This window comes from Streptomyces sp. NPDC001606, from assembly GCF_053596835.1.
The window spans coordinates 222846-243261 of record NZ_JBSFHC010000005.1; the positions used below are offsets into that span (position 1 = coordinate 222846).

The 20416-nt window shown below is 73.9% G+C and carries 15 protein-coding genes; 11 read left to right on the forward strand and 4 right to left on the reverse strand.

Translation table 11 applies throughout. The features are described 5' to 3' along the window. Nucleotides 1–103: 103 nt before the first annotated feature. Entirely contained in the window at nucleotides 104–1909 is a 1806-nt protein-coding gene (locus tag ACWCV9_RS12625) for a 3-hydroxyacyl-CoA dehydrogenase family protein (protein WP_450786034.1), read from the reverse strand. A gap of 386 nt (nucleotides 1910–2295) precedes the next feature. Here ACWCV9_RS12625 and ACWCV9_RS12630 point away from each other — a divergent pair, with 386 nt between their 5' ends. Next, nucleotides 2296–2880 carry an adenylosuccinate lyase gene (locus tag ACWCV9_RS12630; protein ID WP_450786036.1) on the forward strand — a complete coding sequence of 195 codons (585 nt, stop codon included), beginning with the start codon at nucleotides 2296–2298 and terminating at the stop codon, nucleotides 2878–2880. A 19-nt stretch (nucleotides 2881–2899) separates the two neighbouring features. Here ACWCV9_RS12630 and ACWCV9_RS12635 read toward each other — a convergent pair whose 3' ends face one another. The 3 genes from ACWCV9_RS12635 to ACWCV9_RS12645 all read right to left on the reverse strand — a co-directional run bounded on the left by ACWCV9_RS12635 (nucleotide 2900) and on the right by ACWCV9_RS12645 (nucleotide 6085). Further along, a complete protein-coding gene (locus ACWCV9_RS12635) occupies nucleotides 2900–3298 on the reverse strand; it encodes a RidA family protein (protein ID WP_450786037.1) in 399 nt (132 codons plus the stop codon). Between the two features lie 51 nt (nucleotides 3299–3349). Further along, a complete protein-coding gene (locus ACWCV9_RS12640) occupies nucleotides 3350–4909 on the reverse strand; it encodes an alpha/beta hydrolase (protein ID WP_450786039.1) in 1560 nt (519 codons plus the stop codon). A gap of 135 nt (nucleotides 4910–5044) precedes the next feature. Beyond that, nucleotides 5045–6085 carry an Rv2578c family radical SAM protein gene (locus tag ACWCV9_RS12645; protein ID WP_450786040.1) on the reverse strand — a complete coding sequence of 347 codons (1041 nt, stop codon included), beginning with the start codon at nucleotides 6083–6085 and terminating at the stop codon, nucleotides 5045–5047. 146 nt (nucleotides 6086–6231) lie between these two features. Between ACWCV9_RS12645 and ACWCV9_RS12650 the strand changes: the two genes are divergently transcribed. The 10 genes from ACWCV9_RS12650 (at nucleotide 6232) to ACWCV9_RS12695 (ending at nucleotide 20412) form a co-directional block, all read left to right on the forward strand. Next, nucleotides 6232–6675 carry an SRPBCC family protein gene (locus ACWCV9_RS12650; protein WP_450786041.1) on the forward strand — a complete coding sequence of 148 codons (444 nt, stop codon included), beginning with the start codon at nucleotides 6232–6234 and terminating at the stop codon, nucleotides 6673–6675. A 179-nt stretch (nucleotides 6676–6854) separates the two neighbouring features. After that, nucleotides 6855–9254 (forward strand): MFS transporter, encoded by a 2400-nt coding sequence (locus ACWCV9_RS12655; RefSeq protein WP_450786043.1) that lies wholly within the window; start codon nucleotides 6855–6857, stop codon nucleotides 9252–9254. A gap of 153 nt (nucleotides 9255–9407) precedes the next feature. Then, on the forward strand, nucleotides 9408–11858 hold the full coding sequence (locus ACWCV9_RS12660; RefSeq protein ID WP_450786045.1) for a SpoIIE family protein phosphatase: 2451 nt from the start codon (nucleotides 9408–9410) through the stop codon (nucleotides 11856–11858). Between the two features lie 131 nt (nucleotides 11859–11989). Further along, nucleotides 11990–12709, forward strand: coding sequence for a class I SAM-dependent methyltransferase (locus ACWCV9_RS12665; RefSeq protein WP_450786047.1), 720 nt, complete (start codon nucleotides 11990–11992; stop codon nucleotides 12707–12709). A 64-nt stretch (nucleotides 12710–12773) separates the two neighbouring features. Further along, entirely contained in the window at nucleotides 12774–13607 is an 834-nt protein-coding gene (locus tag ACWCV9_RS12670) for a M55 family metallopeptidase (RefSeq protein ID WP_450786048.1), read from the forward strand. Continuing rightward, nucleotides 13600–14904 carry a M20/M25/M40 family metallo-hydrolase gene (locus tag ACWCV9_RS12675; protein ID WP_450786050.1) on the forward strand — a complete coding sequence of 435 codons (1305 nt, stop codon included), beginning with the start codon at nucleotides 13600–13602 and terminating at the stop codon, nucleotides 14902–14904. Before ACWCV9_RS12670 ends, ACWCV9_RS12675 begins: the two co-directional genes overlap by 8 nt. An 18-nt stretch (nucleotides 14905–14922) precedes the next feature. Continuing rightward, a complete protein-coding gene (locus tag ACWCV9_RS12680) occupies nucleotides 14923–16878 on the forward strand; it encodes a prolyl oligopeptidase family serine peptidase (protein ID WP_450786052.1) in 1956 nt (651 codons plus the stop codon). Beyond that, on the forward strand, nucleotides 16875–17798 hold the full coding sequence (locus tag ACWCV9_RS12685; protein ID WP_450786053.1) for a S66 peptidase family protein: 924 nt from the start codon (nucleotides 16875–16877) through the stop codon (nucleotides 17796–17798). The genes ACWCV9_RS12680 and ACWCV9_RS12685 overlap by 4 nt, the downstream gene beginning before the upstream one ends. Nucleotides 17799–17825: 27 nt before the next feature. After that, the gene (locus ACWCV9_RS12690; RefSeq protein WP_450786055.1) at nucleotides 17826–18377 is read left to right on the forward strand and encodes a GNAT family N-acetyltransferase; all 552 of its coding nucleotides are present in this window, start codon (nucleotides 17826–17828) and stop codon (nucleotides 18375–18377) included. 70 nt (nucleotides 18378–18447) lie between these two features. Beyond that, a complete protein-coding gene (locus ACWCV9_RS12695; protein ID WP_450786253.1) occupies nucleotides 18448–20412 on the forward strand; it encodes a DUF5107 domain-containing protein in 1965 nt (654 codons plus the stop codon). Nucleotides 20413–20416 lie beyond the last annotated feature (4 nt).

Here is a 20416-nt window from a genome sequence, read left to right on the forward strand (position 1 = left end):
CGCAGGTGCGGGGCATCCCCCGCCCCTCGGGGGCGGGGGTCCCGCGGCCGGGCCGAGCAGTCCGCCCCAGTCCGTCTCCGCGTCGTACCAGTCGCCGGCGCCGTCAGCGGCGGGCATACTCGCGGAAGCCGCGGCCCGTCTTGCGGCCGAGGCAGCCCGCGGCCACCAGGTGCTCCAGGAGCGGCGCCGGGGCCAGCCCCGGGTCGCGGAACTCGCGGTGCAGCACCTTCTCGATGGCCAGCGAGACATCCAGGCCGACCACGTCCAGCAGCTCGAACGGGCCCATCGGGTAGCCGCCGCCCAGCCGCATCGCCGCGTCGATGTCGTCCAGCGAGGCGTAGTGCTCCTGGACCATCTTGACCGCGTTGTTGAGGTACGGGAACAGCAGCGCGTTGACGATGAAGCCGGCCCGGTCACCGCAGTCCACCGCGTGCTTCCTGATCTTCGTGCAGACCTCGCGGACGGTGGCGTGGACGTCGTCCGCGGTGAGCACCGTGCGGACCACCTCGACCAGCTTCATCGCGGGGGCCGGGTTGAAGAAGTGCATGCCGATCACGTCCTGCGGGCGCGAGGTGGCGCGGGCGCAGGCGACGACGGGCAGCGAGGAGGTGGTGGTGGCCAGCACCGCGCCGGGCTTGCAGACCTTGTCCAGCGTCTGGAACAGCTGCCGCTTGACCTCCAGGTCCTCGGCGACCGCCTCCACGGCCAGGTCGACCTCGGCGAAGGCGTCGTAGGACCCGGCCGGGGTGATCCGGTCCAGCGTCTGCGCGGCGGCCTCGGCCGTCAGCCGGCCCTTGTCCACGGAGCGGGCCAGGGACTTGCCGATCCTGGCCTTGGCGGTCTGCGCCTTCTCCTCGCTGCGGGCGGCCAGCACGACCTCGTACCCGGCCTTCGCGAACACCTCGGCGATGCCGGAGGCCATGGTCCCGGAGCCGGCGACGCCGACCGAGCGGACGGTGCGGCCGGCCGCCCGGGTGCCGTCCGCGCCCGGGGTCAGCGCGTCCGGCACCACCGTGGCGCTGCCCGGCGCCTCATAGGTGTAGAAGCCGCGCCCGGACTTGCGGCCGGTCAGGCCCGCCTCGCTGAGCTGCTTCAGGATCGGGGCGGGGGCGTGCAGCCGGTCCTGGGACTCGGCGTACATGGCCTCCAGGACCGTGCGCGCGGTGTCGACGCCGATCAGGTCCAGGAGCGCGAGCGGGCCCATCGGCAGGCCGCAGCCGAGCCGCATCGCCGCGTCGATGTCCTCGCGGGAGGCGTACCGGGACTCGTACATCGCGGCCGCCTGGTTGAGGTAGCCGAACAGCAGCCCGTCCGCGACGAACCCGGGGCGGTCGCCGACCGCGACCGGCTCCTTGCCCAGCTCGACCGCGAGGTCGGTGACGGCGGCCACGGCCTGCGGGGCCGTCAGCACCGAGGAGACGATCTCGACCAGCTTCATCGCCGGGGCCGGGTTGAAGAAGTGCAGCCCGAGCACCCGCTCGGGGCGCGCCGAGTCGGCGGCGAGCCGGGTCACGGACAGGGCGTTGGTGCCGGTCGCGAGAATCGTCTCCGGGCGGACGATGCCGTCCAGCGCACGGAAGATCTGCTGCTTGACCTCGTACGACTCCGGGGCCACCTCGATGACGAGGTCGGCGTCGGCCGCCGCGGCGAGGTCGGTGCCGGTGCGCAGCCGGGCCAGGGCGTCGGCGCGCTCCTGCTCGGAGATCCGGCCGCGCTCCACACAGCGGGCGGTGGAGGCCTCCAGGGCGGCCAGCGAGCGGGCGGCCTGCGCCTCGCTGATGTCGATGCCGATCACCTCGCGGCCGGCCTTCAGGAGGACTTCGGTGATGCCGGTGCCCATGGTGCCGAGACCGACGACGGCGATCGTCTTGAGCGGGGACAGGCTTGCGTCGGAGAGGGGAGTGGCCATCGCGGGACTCCAGGGATGAGGGTGACGACGAGGAACGCGCCGGGTGTGCCCGAAGGCACACCGCGGAGCGGAGAAGAGGTGCGGGTGTGGCCGGGCTGCGAGCGCACACGCCCGGTGCTGCCGGTGCCACGGGCGCGCACACGCCCGGCAGCGGCGGATCTCCGACCGGCTCTGTCCCGGAGCCGGGTCGTACTGCGGTGTTCGGCGGTACTCGCCGCACCGAACCGACAGATGCCCGCGACGGCCGCGTCACCAAACCGTCGCCAGCGAGGATGCGAGAGGGTGTCTCGCTCGTATGAGCTTAACCGGCGGGTAACGAGCGCGCCAGCCCCCGGAGTTTGTGATGTACCTCCCTCTGCGCCCGCGGGCCGCCTACGCTGGACCCCGTGGACGAAGAGTTGCGAGCGCTCACGGAGCGCTTACGGCAGGAATCGGGCGGCTCGGCGGCGTTCGACCGCCTGCTGGCGACCGAGGACCACGACGAACTGGCCGAGGTCCTCACCGCCCCCGGCCAGCCCCTCTGGGCGCGGGAACTGGCCGCCTTCCGGCTCGGCCGCGCGGGCGACCGGCGCGCCTTCGAGTCCCTGGTGCTGCTGCTCAACCACCGCGACCCGCCGCGCTGCGCCGCCGCCGCGCACGCCCTGGCCCGGCTCGACGACCCGCGCACGGCCCGCGCGGCCGCGGCGCTCGCCACCAACGAACTGCGCGTGGCCTACGCCCTGCACCCGGTCCGGCTGCTGGTCGCCCTGCGCGCCCCCGAGTCCGTGCCCGCCCTGATCACCACCCTGGAACGCCGTCTCCGCCCGCACGACCCCTACCGCCGCGTCGCCCTCGCCTGCGTGGAGGGGCTCGGCACCCTCGGCGACGCCCGGGCCCGCCGCATCCTCACCGAGGCCTTGGCCCACCCGGCCCTGGCCGAGGCGGCGGTCCACGCCCTGGCCCGCATCCCCGAGCAGAAGCAGACGCACTGACACCCGGCCGTGAGCGCGGTCATGCGTCCAGTACGGCCAGCGCCTCCACCTCCATCAGGAAGTCCGGGGAGACCAGGGCGGCCACCTGGACGGCGGAGGAGGCCGGCAGGCGGGTGTCGGGTATGTGGGCGGCGCGGGCCGCGCGGAGGGCCGGCAGATGGGCCATGTCCGTGACGAAGTACGTCAGCTTGATCACGTGCTCGAAGCCCGCCCCCGCCGCGGCCAGACAGCGCCGGAGGTTCTCGAAGACCTGGCGGGCCTGGGCGGCCGGGTCGCCCGGGCCGACCAGCCGGCCCTCCTCGTCCAGGGGGAGCTGGCCGGAGACGGCGACCAGGCGGCCGGTCGCCGTGACCACATGGCTGTACTGGGCGGCGGGGGCGACCCCGTCGGGGGCCGGGATCCGGATGGGTTCGGTCATGGCGCCATTGTGGATCACGCCACTGACAACGCCCCCGGTGTCCCGCGGGAGTTACCGGCGGAAGCCCAGCAGGCGATGCAGCACCGCACCGGCGGAGGAGAGCGGCGCCGCCTTCGCTTTGAGCGGTTCCGGCTCCGGGGACCTGTGGCACACCGCGTCCGCCATGCCGTCCCCGCGCGGCACCGTGCCGTCCGTCAGATACCCGGCCAGATACCGGTCCAGACAGGCGTTGCCGCCGAGCGTGACACCGTGGTTGCCGCCGCCCTCCTCGACCACCAGGCTGGAGCGGGCCAGCAGCCGGTGCACCGTGACACCGCCCGGGTACGGGGTCGCCGCGTCGTCGGTCGCCTGGAACAGCAGCGCCGGCGGCAGCGTGGCGTTGGCGATGTTCACCGGCGTACCGGAGCCGACCGGCCAGAACGCGCACGGCGCGTTGTACCAGGCGTTGTTCCAGGCCATGAAGGGCGCCTTCCCGTACACCTTCCAGGTGTCCGCACGCCAGCGGTTCCAGCCGCGCGGCCAGGCCACGTCGCGGCACTGCACGGCCGTGTAGACGCTGTAGCCGTTGTCGCCGGCGGAGTCCACGGCACCGAGACTCTTGTACGCCTCCACCAGCGGCCCGGTCTTCTTGTGGTGGACGTAGGCCGCGAACGCCTCGGCGAGATAGGGCCAGTAGCCGTCGAAGTAGCCGCCCGGGATGAAGGTGTCCTCCAGCTCCGCGGCGCCGACCTTCCCCGCGGCGGGCCGCTTCGCCAGCGCCGCCCGCATCGCGTACCAGGCGGCCTCCACCTTCTCGGGGTCCCTGCCGAGCCGGTACGCCGCGTCGTGCCGGGCGATCCACGCCATCAGCGCGCGGTGGCGGTCGTTGAAGGCGTAGTCCTGGCTCAGGTTGTCCTGGTACCAGACACCCGAGGGGTCCACGATCGAGTCCAGCACCAGCCGGCGCACCCGCTGCGGAAACAGCTTGGCGTAGACCGCGCCCAGGTAGGTGCCGTAGGAGTAGCCGAAGTAGCTGATCCTGGGCGCGCCGAGCGCCTCCCGGATCGCATCGAGGTCCCGCGCGGCGCTGACCGTGTCCATGTAGGGGAGTACGTCGGCGTGCCGGCGGCCGCACGCGGCGGCGAAGGACTGCGCCCGCTTCAGGTTCGCCTGTTCCACCGCGGCCGTGGCCGGCACGGTGTCCGGGCGCACCGGGGCGAAGTGGCGGGGCGCGCAGTCCAGGGCCGGGCCGCTGGCGCCCACCCCGCGCGGATCGAAGCCGATCACGTCGTACCGGGCCGCCACGCTGCGCGGCAGCGCGGCGGCGACGAAGCCGGCCAGCGCCAGCCCGCTGCCGCCGGGGCCGCCGGGGTTGACCAGCAGCGGCCCCTGGGAGACCGCGGCGGTGTGCGGGACGCGCGAGAGGGCGAGGCTGATCGTCCGGCCGGCCGGGTTCGCGTGGTCCAGCGGCACCCGCAGCGACGCGCACTGCATGCTCGGGTACTCGCTCGTGCCGCACTTCTTCCAGGCGAGCCGCGGAACGGGGGCGGCGCTCGCGCGCGCGGGGGCGGCGGTGACCGAGCCCGCCAGCACCGCGGCGGCTGCGCACAGCACGGCCGTGCGTCTTCTCATGGGGCCTCCCGGGACGGAGGGATCGGCGAACCGTGAGGTCACGGCTCTCGCCGGATCGTCCCGGCAACGGCGGCCCGAAGAACGCGTCCCGGCCAGAGTTGACCCGATTGGGCCGAGGGATGCCCTCGAACGCGCTCAGATGAGGGTCAGCTGGGTCGGCTCGGACCCGGTCGCGGGTTCGGCCGGCCGGATCCGGCGCGCCGCACGCGCGCGCGTGGGTCCGATGCCGTACTCCTGCGCCAGCTCGTGCACCTGACGGGTGATCCGGCGCTGGTACCACGTCGGCGCGTAGGCTCCTTGCGCGTACATGCGCTCGTAGCGGCCCACCAGGTCCGGGTGGTGGTGCGCCAGCCAGGCCATGAACCACTCGCGGGCACCCGGCCGCAGATGCAGCGTGAGCGGGGTGACCGAGGTGGCCCCGGCCTCCGCGATGGCCCGTACCGCGGCCCGCAGCTGCTCCGGACGGTCGCTCAGGAACGGGATCACCGGCGCCATCAGCACCCCGCAGCCGATGCCGTGCTCGCCGAAGGCCCGTACGACGTCCAGCCGGCGCTCGGGCGCGGGGGTGCCCGGCTCCACCGTGCGCCACAGCTCGGTGTCGAGGAAGCCCACGGAGACCGAGACGCCCACGTCCGTCACCTCGGCCGCCCGCACCAGCAGCTCCAGGTCGCGCAGGATGAGCGTGCCCTTGGTGAGGATCGAGAAGGGGTTCGCGTGCTCGGTGAGGGCCGAGATGATCCCCGGCATCAGCCGGTAGCGGCCCTCGGCGCGCTGGTAGCAGTCGACATTGGTGCCCATCGCGATGTGGTCGCCGCGCCAGCGCCGGGAGGCGAGCTGGCGGCGCAGCACCTCGGGAGCGTTCACCTTGACCACGATCTGGGAGTCGAAGCCGAGGCCGGTGTCGAGGTCCAGATAGCTGTGCGTCTTGCGCGCGAAGCAGTACACGCACGCGTGCGTGCAGCCCCGATAGGGATTGACCGTCCATTCGAACGGCATGCGCGAGGCGCCCGGCACCCGGTTCAGCACCGAGCGCGCCCGGACCTCGTGGAAGGTGATCCCGCGGAACTCGGGCGTGTCGAAGGTGCGGATCGTCACCGCGTCCGTGCCGAACAGGGCCGGCTCGGCCCGTCCGTGCTCGGTCTCCTCGGCGGGATCGGTGAGGTTGTCCCAGCGCATGACGCCTCCTCGGTAGCACTGCGGCCCAGAATAGAACATGTGTTCCCATGATCGTGCGGGCCCCGATTTGGGCGGCCGGGCGCCGGGGTGGTTGGCTTGCCGTGGTTGGTTACCAACCCCGAGCAACCAGGTCCTGGAGGAACGCAATGGCGCAGGTCGAGGCCACAACGGAGCGGGTCGTCGCGGCGGACGCGGAGAAGGTGTTCGACGCCCTCGCCGACTATTCCGGCACGCGGCAGAAGCTGCTGCCCGAGCACTTCAGCGAGTACGAGGTGCGCGAGGGCGGCGACGGTGAGGGCACCCTCGTCCACTGGAAGCTCCAGGCCACCAGCAAGCGGGTGCGCGACTGCCTGCTGGAGGTCAGCGAGCCCACCGACGGCGAGCTGGTCGAGAAGGACCGCAACTCCTCCATGGTCACCACCTGGCGTGTCACCCCCGCCGGCGAGGGGAAGTCCCGCGTCGTCGTCACCACCACCTGGCAGGGCGCCGGCGGCATCGGCGGCTTCTTCGAGAAGACCTTCGCGCCCAAGGGCCTCGGCCGGATCTACGACGCCCTGCTCGCCAACCTGGAGCGCGAGGTCACCAAGTAGCCCCAAGTGTCAGCCGGTGAAGGGGAGTTGATCTCCGGCATTGACCTCCGGAGTTGACCCCTTCACCGGTTCGGGTGGATCTCCACCCCGGCCCCCCGCGCACCGTAACCCGCCGCAGTTGTCCGCAGTTGCCTGCCTTAGGCGCGACATGTGACAGGTGTGACTGAGGGGAGCGGCACATGGGCGGGACGGCACTGGTGAAGCGCGAGCCGGACACGGCACCGGCCCCGGACGCCGTCGAGGCACCGCCGCCGCCCGCTCCGGCCGCCGCACTCGGCGCGGGCCGCGTCCGGCTCGTCTTCTTCGGGCTGATGCTCGCCCTGCTCCTCGCCGCGCTCGACCAGATGATCGTCGCGACCGCGCTGCCCAAGGTCGTCGGCGAACTGCACGGCCTGGACCGGATGTCCTGGGCGATCACCGCCTACCTGCTCACCTCCACCATCGGACTGCCCCTCTACGGCAAGCTCGGCGACCTCGTCGGCCGCAAGGGCGTCTTCCAGTTCGCCATCGCCGTCTTCGTCGTCGGCTCCGCGCTCGCCGGCCGGTCCCGGTCCATGGACCAGCTGATCGCCTTCCGCGCGGTCCAGGGCGTCGGCGCCGGCGGACTCATGATCGGCGTGCAGGCGATCATCGCCGACATCGTGCCGCCCCGCGAACGCGGCCGCTACATGGGCCTGATCGGCGCCGCCTTCGGCCTCGCCTCCGTCGCCGGCCCGCTGATGGGCGGCTACTTCACCGACCACCTCTCCTGGCGCTGGTGCTTCTACGTCAACGTCCCCTTCGGCCTGGTCACCCTCGCCGTCGTCACCGCCGTCCTGAAACTCCCCAGACCCGCCGCGCGCGGCCGCCTCGACGTGCCGGGCGCGCTGCTCCTCGCCGTCGCCTCCACCTGCCTGGTCCTGCTGACCAGCTGGGGCGGCACCGAGTACGCCTGGGGCTCGAAGCAGATCGTCGGCCTCGGCGCCGGCGCGGCGGCCGCCGCCGCCCTCTTCCTCGTCGCCGAGCGCTTCGCCGCCGAACCCCTCATCCCGCTCCGGCTCTTCCGCGACTCGGTGTTCAACGTCAGCGGCCTGGTCGGCCTGGTGGTCGGCGTGGCCCTGTTCGGCGCCGCCAGCTATCTGCCGACCTTCCTCCAGATGGTCGACGGGGCCAGCGCCACCGGGTCCGGGCTGCTGATGCTGCCCATGATGGCCGGGATCGTCGGCGCCTCCGTCCTCGGCGGACAGCTCATCAGCCACACCGGCCGCTACAAGGTGTTCCCCGTGCTCGGCAGCGCCGTCGCCGCCGTCGGCATGTGGCTGCTGTCCCGGCTCCAGACCGACACGCCCCGGCTGCACTACAGCATCTGGATGGCCGTGCTCGGCGCCGGCATCGGCCTGGTGATGCCCGTCCTCGTCCTGGCCGTGCAGAACTCCGTACGCCCCGCCGACCTCGGCACCGCCACCAGCGCCAACAACTACTTCCGGCAGATCGGCGGCAGCGTCGGCGCCGCGATCTTCGGCACCCTCTTCGCCGACCGGCTCACCCGCTCCCTGCGCACCGGACTGCCCCCGCGCGCGGGCGGCCGGCTGCCCGACCCCGACTCGCTCACCCCGCAGCTCGTCCACGCGCTGCCCCCGGCCCTGCGCGACGCCTACATCCGCGCCTACGCCGACGCGATGCCCCGGATCTTCCTCTACCTCGTCCCGGTGCTCGTCCTCGGCCTGCTCATCGCCTTCTTCCTCAAGGAGAAACCACTGGTGTCCCACCACACCCCCGCCACCGATCCGCAGACCGCGCCGGTGCCCGCCCCGCTCCCGCCGCCCCGGTCGTCGTACGCCGCCGGAGTCCCGGTCTGCGGCACCGTGCAGCACCCGGACGGCACCGTGGTGCCCCGCGCGGCGCTCACCCTGATCGACGCCGCCGGAGCGCAGATCGGCCGCGGCGCGAGCGGTGAGGACGGCCGGTACGCGCTGTCCACCCCGGGCTCCGGGGCGTACGTCCTGATCGCCGCCGCCGGCGGCCACCAGCCGCAGGCCGTCTCCGTCACCGTCGGCGAGCGCCCCGTCGAACTCGACGTCGTCCTCGGCGGCGCCGGCCGCCTCGCCGGCTGTGTCCGCACCGCCGACGGCACCCCCGTCCGGGACGCCACCGTCACCCTCACCAACGTCCACGGCGAGGTCGTCGCCGCCGTCCGCAGCGGCCGCGAGGGCGGTTACGTCATCACCGAACTGGTCGCCGGCGAGTACACCCTGGCCGCCAGCGCCCCCGCCTACCGGCCCGCCGCGCTCCCCGTCACCGTGCAGGCCTCCCGGGAGACCCGCCAGGACGTCGAACTCGCCGGCGGCGCCGTGCTGAGGGGTACCGTCCGGGCGAGCGGCGGACGCCCCGTGGAGGACGCGCGCGTCACCCTCCTCGACGCCGCCGGCAATGTCGTCGACACCCTCACCACCAAAGCGGACGGCACCTTCCGGTTCGTCGACCTCTCCTCCGGCGAGTACACCGTCATCGCCGCAGGTTACCCGCCGGTCGCCACGGTTCTCCAGGTCGCGGGCGGTGGCCGGACCGAGCGGGACCTCCAGCTCGGCCACGAGGACTGACCCGGGCACCGAGGCGGCGCACCGCCGCGACCGGCACCGATCCGGGGTGACCAATTCCAGGATTCGGCACACATCGCGACCGGACGTCGCCGTACGGTAGTGGCGGGCGGCACAGATCGTTTTGTACAGCCGTGGGGAGAGAGGGCCTGGGCCATGGACCGTGGCAGCGAGCGGGACACACCTCCCGGCCGCGGCGCCGGCAGCGCCGCGCCCGGCCGGATTCCGCTGGCCGTTGTCGTCGTCGACCGCAACGGCCTGGTGTCGCACTGGAGCAGCGGCGCGGGCCGGTTGTTCGGCGTGACACGGCAGCAGGCGGTGGGGCAGCCCGCGGCGGATCTGCTGCCCGTCTCCGGCGCGCTCCCCGACCAGGGCGACGCCATGCCGGACGCCTTCGAGTCCTACGACGGGCTCGGCCCCGACCTGGAGGCCTCGCTCGGCGGCGACACCGCCTACGCCACCGCGGGCCGCGCCCGCCTCGTGCCGCCCGGCCGGCACCCCGAGGGCGAGCGGATCGACGTGCTGTGGTGGGCCTATCCGCTGGTCGGCCCCGACGACTCCCGGCTGCTCGTGCTCGCCACCGATGCCACCCGGCTGTGCGAGGACCGCGGCCACGAGGACGAGACCGCCGAACGCATCTCGCCCGGCTTCGCCCGCCACACCGAACTGCCCGCCTCCGCGGAACTCGAACGGCGGCTGCCCGAGATCCTGCCCAACATGGGCCCCGGACTCAGCGGCCGCATCGTCTCCCAGGTCCTGGAACTCGGCTACCCGGTCCTGGAGTTCAGCCAGTCCGACCGGGTGCCGGTGACCCCGTACTGGGGCGTTCCGCGCCGCCCCGGACGCGGCAGCCGTACCGAGGCCGTCGTACCGCAGCCGCGGGCCGCGGGCGCCGTCGTGGTCCCGGCCGGCGCCGAACAGGAGCTGGAGTACGCCGCCGTCCGCGAGCGCCTGGAGTTCCTCAACGAGGTCAGCTCCCGCATCGGCTCCTCCCTCGACCTCGGCGAGACCATCCGCGAGGTCACCAGCGCCGCCGTCCCCCGGTTCGCCGACTTCGCCGGCACCCATCTGCGCGCCGCGGTCCTGGCCGGCGAGGACTTCCCGGACGGCCCGCCCGACGCCAGCACCGTGATGTTCCGCGTCTGGGTCGAACACAACGACGAACCCGGCCGCTGGGACGACACCGTGCCCGTCGGCGAGGCCTTCGCCTTCCCCGAGCACACGCCGTTCTACCGGTGCATGGTCACCGGCGAACCGGTGCTCGTCCCGCGGGTCACCGAGGAGCTGTCCGAGCGCATCTCCGGCGAGTTCGAGAAACGCGACCTCCGGCCGCTCATCGGCGGCAGGTCCCTGCTGATCGTCCCGCTCAAGGCACGCAACGTCGTCCTCGGCTTCATGGTGCTGATGCGCCGCCCGGACCGGCCCGCCTTCGACGACATGGACCGCACCACCGGCGCCGAACTCGCCGCCCGCGCGGGCCTCGTCCTCGACAACGCGCGCATGTACACCTACCAGGAGAACGTCGCCGACACCCTCCAGGACAGCATGCTGCCGCAGGTCGAGCCGAGGATGGCCGGCTGCGACATCGCCACCCGCTATCTGCCCGGCACCCGGCTCGGCCGGATCGGCGGCGACTGGTTCGACACCATCAAACTGCCCGGCTCCCGCACCGCCCTCGTGGTCGGCGACGTCATGGGCCACGGCCTCAACTCGGCCGCCATGATGGGCCAGCTGCGCACCGCCGTGCAGACCATGGCCGCCATGGAGACCCCGCCCGCCCAGCTGCTGCGCAACCTGGACGACCTGGCCCGCCGGCTCGGCGACAACTACCTCGCCACCTGCCTCTACGCCGTCTACGACCCCATCCGCGGCGAACTCCACCTCGCCAACGCCGGACACATCCCGCCCGTGCTGGTCCGGGCCGAGGACGGCAGCAGCCGGCTCCTCGAACTGCCCACCGGTGCGCCCATAGGGGTCGGCGGTGTCCCCTTCGAGGCGATCCGGGTCAAGGTCGCGCCCGGCGACCGGCTGGTGCTGTGCACCGACGGCCTGGTCGAGGTGCGCGGCACCGACATCGGCGAGGGCCTCGCCGCGCTCTGCGAGTCCGCCGCGCACCCGGCCGCCTCCATGGACGACGCCTGCGACACCATCATCCGCGCCCTCAACACCCGCGACGGCCGCAAGGACGATGTCGCTCTGCTCATGGCCCGCCTCAACGGCATCCCTGACGACCATGTCGCCGCCTGGCGGCTCGGCGCCGACCCCCGCGAGGTGGGCCGGGCTCGCCGCCTGGTCCGCGAACGGCTCCTCGACTGGGGTCTGCCGCAGGCCGTGGACACCGCCGAACTGCTGGTCAGCGAGGTCGTCACCAACGCGGTCCAGCACGCCGGGAGCGACCCGATCGAGCTGCGGGTGGTCCGCACCGACGCCCTGCTGTTCGAGATCACCGACGACGAGCCCGCCCTGCCGGCCATGGTGAGCGCCGCGCCCGACGACGAGTCCGGCCGCGGACTGCGGGTGGTCAGCCGGCTCGCCCGCGAGTGGGGCGCCAGCGCCAGCGGCCACCGCAAGACGGTCTGGTTCGAACAGGCGCTCACGGAACGGTAGTAAGGGGGGCGTGCCGTTGTCGGTGCGCCCCTCGCCGCTCCGTATATCTCGTGAAGGTGGCTCCAGGCCTCTTGCCCCGTCCCCGATCACCGCGATATCCCGATCACGGAACCGAACCGTGGGGAGATCGTATGAACGTCTCGGACAACTACCGCAGCGCCTGGGAGAGTTACTGGAGCGCCACCTCCGACGCCCGGGGCGAGGCCATATGGGACTCCGACCCCTCCCTCGGCGCCGCACCGCACGCCGAATTGCTCCTGCCGTACGCCGACCCGGGCCGTACCGTGATCGACCTCGGCTGCGGCAACGGCACCCAGACCCGGTACCTCGCCACCCGCTTCGCCCGCGCGGTCGGCGTCGACCTCTCGCACGCCGCGGTCGCCCACGCCCGCCGCGCCTCGGGCGGTGACGGGCCCGAGTTCCAGCAGCTCGACCTCACCGACACCGACGCGGTACGCGCCCTGCACGACCGGCTCGGCGACAGCAACGTCTATATGCGGGCCGTCATCCACCAGAGCGAACCGGCCGCACGCCCCGCGGTCGCCGCCGCCGTCGCCACGCTCCTCGGCACCGAGGGCCGTGCCTTCGTCGTGGAGCTGACCTCCGGCTCCCGGGACGTCCTCAAGCGCGCCGCCTCCCAGCCGGGCGGGCCGGGACCCAAGCTCCAGCGCGTCTTCGAGCACGGCCTGAAGCCCGCCGACGCCGACGACCAGGAGATCCCCCGGCTGCTCGAGGAGGCCGGCCTGGCCGTCCTGGACAGCGGAGAGACGGTCCTGCCCCAGACGGAACACCTCCTCGACGGCACCCGCATCGACCTACCCGCCCGGTGGTTCGTCCTCGCTGCCAAGTAAGGAGTTCTGCGTACCGGCCCGGGGTCGTGGTGCCGGTGGGGTGGGGCGCGTAACGTGAGCCGGCATGAAGATCCTCATCAGTGCGGACATGGAGGGGGCGACCGGTGTCACCTGGCCGGCGGACGTGCTGCCGGGGACGCCGGAGTGGCAGCGGTGCCGGGCGATGTTCACCTCGGACGTGAACGCCGCTGCCCAGGGCTTCTTCGACGGCGGGGCCGACCAGGTGCTCGTCAACGAGGCGCACTGGACCATGCGGAACCTGCTGCTGGAAGACCTGGACGAGCGGATCGAGATGCTCACCGGGCGGCACAAGGCGCTGTCCATGGTGGAGGGCGTCCAGCACGGGGACGTCGACGGCATCGCGTTCGTCGGCTACCACGCGGGCGCCGGCATGGAGGGCGTCCTCGCCCACACCTACCTCGCCAACCAGATCACCGGGGTCTGGCTGGACGACGTCCGCGCCAGCGAGGGCCTCCTCAACGCCCGGGTCGTCGCCGAGTACGGCGTCCCCGTCGTCCTGGTCACCGGCGACGACACCGCCTGCGAGGACGCGCTCGGCTATGCGCCCGAGGCGCTGAAGGTCGCCGTGAAGGACCATGTCTCGCGGTACGCGGCCGTCTGCCGCACCCCGGCCCGTACCGCCGCCGACATCCGCGCCGCCGCCAAGGAGGCCGCACGGCTCGCCGTCCGGTACGAGCCCGTGCACGGCGGCCCGCACACCGTCGCGGTGGAGTTCGACGCCGAGCATCTGGCGATGGCCGCAACCGTCGTCCCCGGTGTGCTGCGGACCGGGGAGCGCAAGGTGGCGTACCGCAGTCCGACCATGTACGAGGCCATTCGCACGTTCAAGGCGGTCACCACGATCGCCTCCGCCGCCGTGGAGGAGCAGTATGGCTGACCAGCAGGCCCTGGACGAGGTGGTCGAGTTCACCTCCGGCCTGATCCGGATCGACACCACCAACCGGGGCGGTGGCGACTGCCGGGAGCGGCCGGCCGCCGAGTACGCCGCCGAACGGCTGGCCGGCGCCGGCCTGGAACCGCTGCTGCTGGAGCGCACCCCGGGCCGTACCAACGTCGTCGCCCGGATCGAGGGCACCGACCCGTCCGCCGACGCGCTGCTGGTCCACGGCCATCTCGACGTGGTTCCGGCCGAGGCCGCCGACTGGAGCGTGCACCCCTTCTCCGGGGAGGTCCAGGGCGGCGTGGTGTGGGGGCGGGGCGCCGTCGACATGAAGAACATGGACGCGATGATCCTGGCGGTCGTCCGCTCCTGGGCCCGGCAGGGGGTACGGCCCCGCCGCGATCTCGTCATCGCCTTCACCGCGGACGAGGAGGCCAGCGCCGAGGACGGCTCCGGCTTCCTCGCCGACCACCACCCCGAACTCTTCGAGGGCTGCACCGAGGGCGTCAGCGAGTCGGGCGCCTTCACCTTCCACGACGGCGCCGGCCGGCAGATCTATCCGATCGCCGCGGGGGAGCGGGGCACCGGCTGGCTGAAGCTCACCGCCCGCGGCCGCGCCGGACACGGCTCCAAGGTCAACGAGGAGAACGCGGTGACCCGGCTCGCCGCCGCCGTCACCCGCATCGGCGAGCACCGGTGGCCGTCCCGGCTCACCCCGACGGTGCGGGCCGCCCTCGCCGAACTCGCCGCCCTCTACGGCATCGACGCCGACCTCACCGACCCGGACCTGCTGCTGGACAAGCTCGGCCCGGCCGCCCAGCTGGTGGAGGCGACCGTCCGCAACAGCGCCAACCCGACGATGCTGGCGGCCGGTTACAAGGTCAACGTCATTCCGGGCGAGGCGGTCGCCCATGTCGACGGGCGGTTCCTCGCCGGCACCGAGGAGGAGTTCCGCGCCACTCTGGACGAGCTGACCGGCCCCGACATCAGCTGGGAGTTCATCCACCGGGAGGTCGCCCTCCAGGCACCCGTGGACACGCCGACCTTCGCCCGGATGCGGGCCGCCGTCGAGGAGTTCGCGCCCGAGGGACACGTCGTGCCGTACTGCATGTCGGGCGGCACCGACGCCAAGCAGTTCTCCCGGCTCGGCATCACCGGCTACGGCTTCACCCCGCTGAAGCTGCCCGAGGACCTCGACTACCAGGCGCTGTTCCACGGGGTGGACGAGCGCGTACCGGTGGCGGCACTGGAGTTCGGCGTGCGGGTCCTCGACCGCTTCCTGCGCACCGCCTAGCCCACGGAGGACCGCCGGATGACCGAGGCGCCGTACGGATCCTGGCCGTCGCCCGTCGACGCGGCCCTGGCCGCCGCGCACGACGGCCGGCCCGAGTGGGTCGGCTTCGTCGGCGACGAGGTGTGGTGGACCGAGCCCCGGCCCGCCGAGGGCGGCCGCCGGGCCCTGGTCCGGCGCCGCGCCGACGGGCGGGCGGAAACGGTACTGCCCACGCCGTGGAACGTGCGCGGCCGCGTCATGGAGTACGGCGGCCGGCCCTGGACCGCGGTGCCGCGCGACGGGCATCCGCTCGTCGTCTTCGCGCACTTCGCCGACCGGCGGCTCTACCGGTACGAGCCGGGCGGCGAGCCCCGCCCGCTGACCCCGGTGTCCGCGGTGGGCGGCGGGCTGCGCTGGGCGGAGCCGCGGGTGGACCTGGCGCGCGGCGAGGTGTGGTGTGTGCTGGAGGAGTTCACCGGGGGCGGCCCCGGTGACGTCCGACGGGTCCTGGCCGCCGTACCGCTGGACGGATCGGCCGCCGAGGACCGCCGCGCCGTACGCGAACTCGCCCCGGCGCGGCACCGGTTCGTCACCGGGCCGCGGCTGTCGCCGGACGGCCGGCGCGCCGCCTGGCTGGGCTGGGACCATCCGCGGATGCCGTGGGACGGCACGGAACTGCTCGTCGCCGAGGTGACGGACGGGGGCACGCTGGAGCGGGTGCGCACCGTCGCCGGCGGACCGGACGAAGCCGTCGCCCAGGTCGAGTGGTCGTACCCGGACGGCGCCCTGCTGTACACCAGTGACCGCGGCGGCTGGTGGAACCTCCACCGCGACGGCACCCCGCTGTGCCCCCGCGAGGAGGAGTTCGGCGGGCCGCTCTGGCAGCTCGGCCTTCAGTGGTTCGCGCCGCTGGACAACGGGCTGATCGCGGTCGTCCACGGCCGGGGGCCGGCCGTGCTCGGGATACTGGACCCGGCATCGGGCGAGGTCGTCGACGCCGCCGGGCCGTGGACCGAGTTCGCGCCCACCCTCGCCACGCACGGCGACCGGGTGGCCGCCGTCGGTGCGAGCCCGCGCAGCGGCTACGAGGTCGTGGAGCTGGACACCGCCACCGGCCGGGCCCGCCCCGTCGGCGCCCGCCACCGCGACCCCGTCGACCCCGCCTACTACCCCGAGCCGCGCGTCCGCACCTTCCCCGGGCCCGGCGGCCGCCCGGTGCACGCCCACGTCTATCCGCCGCACCACCCCGAGTACACCGCCCCGGACGGCGAGCTGCCGCCCTATGTCGTCTGGGTGCACGGCGGTCCCACCGACCGGGCGCCGCTCGTGCTGGACCTGGCGATCGCCTGCTTCACCTCCCGCGGCATCGGTGTCGCCGAGGTGAACTACGGCGGCTCCACCGGATACGGCCGGGCCTACCGCGAGCGGCTGCGCGGGCAGTGGGGCGTGGCCGACGTCGAGGACTGCGCGGCCGTCGCCCGCGCCCTCGCCGAGGAGGGCACCGCCGACCCCGCCCGGCTGGCGATCCGGGGCGGCAGCGCGGGCGGCTGGACCGCCGCCGCCTCCCTGACCACCACCGACGTCTACGCCTGCGGCACCATCCGCTACCCGGTCCTGGACCTGGCCACCTGGGGCCCGCAGGACACCCACGACTTCGAGTCCCACTACCTCGAGTCGCTGGTCGGCCCGTTCACCGAGGTGCCGGAGCGGTACGCCGAGCGTTCGCCGACCCGCCACGCCCACCGGCTCACCGCGCCGTTCCTGCTGCTCCAGGGCCTGGACGACGCGGTCTGTCCGCCCGCCCAGTGCGAGCGCTTCCTCGCCCGCCTCGACGGCCGGGTCGTGCCGCACGCCTACCTCACCTTCGCGGGGGAGGGGCACGGCTTCCGGCGGGCCGAGACCACCGTGCGCGCGCTGGAGGCCGAGCTGTCGCTGTACGCTCAGGTGTTCGGACTGGACATGCCCGGTGTCCCGAGGACGGAGCTGCACACGTGAAGGAACTCCAGCGCCCCCGGCGCCTGGCCCCGGGCGCCCGGGTCGCCGTGGTCGCGCCCAGCGGGCCGGTGCCCGAGGAGCGGCTCCAGCTCGGGCTCGACGTGCTGCGCGGCTGGGACCTGGACCCGGTCGTGGCCCCCCATGTCCTGGACCGGCACGACGGGCTGCGCTATCTGGCGGGCCGGGACGCCGACCGCGCCGCCGACTTCCAGCGGGCCTGGTGCGACCCGTCCGTCGCCGCCGTGCTGTGCGCCCGCGGCGGCTACGGCGCCCAGCGCATGGTCGACCTGCTCGACTGGGACGCGCTGCGCGCCGCCGGACCCAAGGTGCTGGTCGGCTTCAGCGACGTCACCGCCCTGCACCAGGCCTTCGCCACCCGCCTGGGCCTGGTCACCCTGCACGGCCCGGTGGCCGCCGGGATCGACTTCGTCAAGAGCGCCCGCGCCCAGGACCACCTCAGGGCCACCCTCTTCCACCCGGAGACCGTGCAGTCCGTGGCCACCACCGGCACGGCCCTGGTGCCCGGCCGGGCCCGTGGTGTCACCCTCGGCGGCTGCCTCAGCCTGCTCGCCACCGACCTCGGCACCCCGTCCGCCCGGCCCGGCGCCCGCGGCGGACTGCTGCTGATCGAGGACGTGGGCGAACGGCCGTACGCCGTCGACCGGTTGCTGACCCAGCTGCTGCGCACCGGCTGGCTCGACGGGGTCACCGGGATCGGACTGGGCTCCTGGCACGGCTGCGGGCCGTACGAGGAGCTGCGACCCGTCCTCGCCGACCGGCTCGCCGGGCTCGGTGTCCCGGTCCTGGAGCAGATGGGCTTCGGGCACGGCGCGGACGCGCTCACCGTCCCCTTCGGCGTGGCGGCCGAACTCGACGCCGACGCGGGCACCTTGACCCTGGACGCGCCCGCGCTGCGCTGACCGGCGGCAAAACCGTAGGCTGACCGCATGCCGCACACCGCACCCCACTACCTCGCCGAGGGCCCGCGGGTGGCCATCCGCCACTTCACCCTCGCCGACGGGCCCGAGTTCACCGCGCGGGCCCGGGAGAGCAAGGACCTGCACCGGCCGTGGCTGTTCCCGCCGGACACCGAGCAGGCCTACGCCGACTACGCCGGCCGGCTGATCGAGGACCCGGGCAAGGCCGGTTTCCTGGTGTGCGAGAAGGGCAGCGGCGACATCGCCGGATACATCAACATCAACAACATCGTGCGGGGCGCCTTCCAGTGCGGTGCCCTCGGCTACGGCGCCTTCGCCCACGCCGCCGGGCGGGGCCTGATGCGCGAGGGCCTCGACCTGGTGATCGGGTACGCCTTCGGCCCGCTCGGACTGCACCGGCTGGAGATCAACGTCCAGCCCCAGAACACCGCCTCGATCGCCCTCGCCCGCGGCGCCGGATTCCGCAACGAGGGCTTCTCGCCCAGGATGCTCTACATCGACGGGGCCTGGCGCGACCACGAACGCTGGGCGCTCACCCAGGAGATGCGCACCCCCCGCTGAGCCCGCCGGGCACCCTTTGCGCAATCCTGACCGGCAGCGCCCCTGGCCGACTCACCGGCCGCCCGGTTCCCTGGTCATCGTGACGAGGATCCGACGTGAGGAACTGACGCTGCCCGCCGCACCGCTGGGCCCCGACAACCCCCTTCCCGCCCTGCGCCCCCTCGACGAGGTGCACCGCACCGACGACCGCGACCCGGCCGGCCCGCTCCGCCACGCACCGCTGCGCAGCCTGCTCCCGGTCCGGGTCCGCGACGGCTACGACCGGCACCGCGAGCCGCGCACCCTCGACGCGCTGGTGATCGAGAACGACCGGCTGCGCGCCACCGTCCTGCCGGGCCTGGGCGGCCGCGTCGTCTCCCTGCTCCACCTGCCCACCGGACGCGAACTCCTCTACCGCAACCCGGTGTTCCAGCCGGCGAACTTCGCCCTCAACGGCGCCTGGTACTCCGGCGGCATCGAATGGAACATCGGCGCCACCGGCCACACCGCCCTGTCCTGCGCACCCCTGCACGCCGCCCGGGTCGCCGCTCCCGACGGCGGGGAGATGCTGCGGCTGTGGGAGTGGGAGCGGCTGCGCGACCTGCCCTTCCAGGTCGACCTCTGGCTCCCCGACGGCTCCGACTTCCTCTACGCCGCCGTCCGCATCCGCAACCCGCACGAGCACCCGGTGCCCGCCTACTGGTGGTCCAACACCGCCGTCCCCGAGGAGCGCCGCATCCTCGCCCCCGCCGAGGAGGCCTGGTCCTACGGCTACGAACGCCGTCTGCGCCGCGTCCCCGTTCCCGTCCACGACGGCATCGACCGCTCCCACCCGCTCGACAGCCCCCACGCCGCCGACTACTTCTACGACATCCCCGAAGGTCGCCGCCGCTGGATCGCCGCTCTCGACGCCGACGGCCACGGCCTGGTGCAGACCTCCACCGACCTGCTGCGCGGCCGCAAGCTCTTCGTGTGGGGCAGCGGCCCGGGCGGACGCCGCTGGCAGGACTGGCTCACCGCACCCGGCACCGGCGGCTACTGCGAGATCCAGGCAGGCCTCGCTCCCACGCAGCTGGAGTACGTCCGCCTCGACGCCGAGAGCGAACTGTCCTGGCTGGAGGCGTACGGCCCGCTCGACGCACCCGTCGAAGGGGAGTGGGCCGGGGCCGTCCGGGGCGTGGCCGAGCGGCTGGAGTCGGCACTGCCCCGTGCCCGGACCGAGCAGGCGTACGCGGTCTGGCAGCCGTACGCCGACACCGAACCCGGCGAACACCTCGCCACCGGTTCCGGCTGGGGCGCGCTGGAGGTGCTGCGCGCCGGCTGGAAGCTGCCCGGCACCCCCTTCGCCGAGTCCACCCTCGGCCCCGACCAGGAACCCTGGCTGACGCTGCTGCGCACCGGCTGCCTGCCCACGCCGCGCCGGGCAGGGCCGCCCGGCGAGACCCTGGTCGCCCCGCACTGGCGGGACATGCTGGAGACCGCGCCCGCCACCCCGCACACCGAGTACCACCTCGGCATCGCCCAGTGGCACGCCGGCGACCGCGCCCAGGCGGTGCGCAGCTGGGAGCGCGCCCTCCCGCTCGCGCCCGTGCGCTGGCCCGCCGTGCGCTGCCTGGCCGTCGCCGACCGGGAGTCCGGCCACCACGAGCGCGCCGCCGACCGCTACCGGGGCGCCTTCGACGACCTGTGCCGCTCCCTGGCCGCACCCCCCGGTGACGACGACGGGATCCGGACCGCCGCCCTCGCCGCCCTCGCCGCACTCGGCCGGGAGGCCCTCGAAGCACTGCTCCGCGCGCGCCGCACGGCCGAGGCCCGGGCGGTGTGGGACCGGCTGCCGGCCGCCGTCCGGGGGCGCGGCCGGTTCCGGCTGCTGCTGGCCGAGCTGCTGCTCGCCGAGGGCCGCCCCGCCGAGGCGCGCGCCGTCTTCGACGAGGGCTTCGAGGTCCCCGACCTGAGGGAGGGCGAGGACGCCATCGGCCGGCTCTGGGCCCGCCTCACCGACGAGCCCCTGCCGGCCCGCTACGACTTCCGGATGCACCCGGACCCGGCGGTCTGACCGG

What these genes read in the sequence shown, in the direction of transcription:
- ACWCV9_RS12625 (WP_450786034.1), bottom strand. Translation starts at nt 1,909, where the DNA reads ATGGCCACTCCCCTCTCCGACGCAAGCCTGTCCCCGCTCAAGACGATC.
- ACWCV9_RS12635 (WP_450786037.1), bottom strand. Translation starts at nt 3,298, where the DNA reads ATGACCGAACCCATCCGGATCCCGGCCCCCGACGGGGTCGCCCCCGCC.
- ACWCV9_RS12640 (WP_450786039.1), bottom strand. Translation starts at nt 4,909, where the DNA reads ATGAGAAGACGCACGGCCGTGCTGTGCGCAGCCGCCGCGGTGCTGGCG.
- ACWCV9_RS12645 (WP_450786040.1), bottom strand. Translation starts at nt 6,085, where the DNA reads ATGCGCTGGGACAACCTCACCGATCCCGCCGAGGAGACCGAGCACGGA.
- ACWCV9_RS12650 (WP_450786041.1), top strand. Translation starts at nt 6,232, where the DNA reads ATGGCGCAGGTCGAGGCCACAACGGAGCGGGTCGTCGCGGCGGACGCG.
- ACWCV9_RS12655 (WP_450786043.1), top strand. Translation starts at nt 6,855, where the DNA reads ATGGGCGGGACGGCACTGGTGAAGCGCGAGCCGGACACGGCACCGGCC.
- ACWCV9_RS12660 (WP_450786045.1), top strand. Translation starts at nt 9,408, where the DNA reads ATGGACCGTGGCAGCGAGCGGGACACACCTCCCGGCCGCGGCGCCGGC.
- ACWCV9_RS12665 (WP_450786047.1), top strand. Translation starts at nt 11,990, where the DNA reads ATGAACGTCTCGGACAACTACCGCAGCGCCTGGGAGAGTTACTGGAGC.
- ACWCV9_RS12670 (WP_450786048.1), top strand. Translation starts at nt 12,774, where the DNA reads ATGAAGATCCTCATCAGTGCGGACATGGAGGGGGCGACCGGTGTCACC.
- ACWCV9_RS12675 (WP_450786050.1), top strand. Translation starts at nt 13,600, where the DNA reads ATGGCTGACCAGCAGGCCCTGGACGAGGTGGTCGAGTTCACCTCCGGC.
- ACWCV9_RS12680 (WP_450786052.1), top strand. Translation starts at nt 14,923, where the DNA reads ATGACCGAGGCGCCGTACGGATCCTGGCCGTCGCCCGTCGACGCGGCC.
- ACWCV9_RS12690 (WP_450786055.1), top strand. Translation starts at nt 17,826, where the DNA reads ATGCCGCACACCGCACCCCACTACCTCGCCGAGGGCCCGCGGGTGGCC.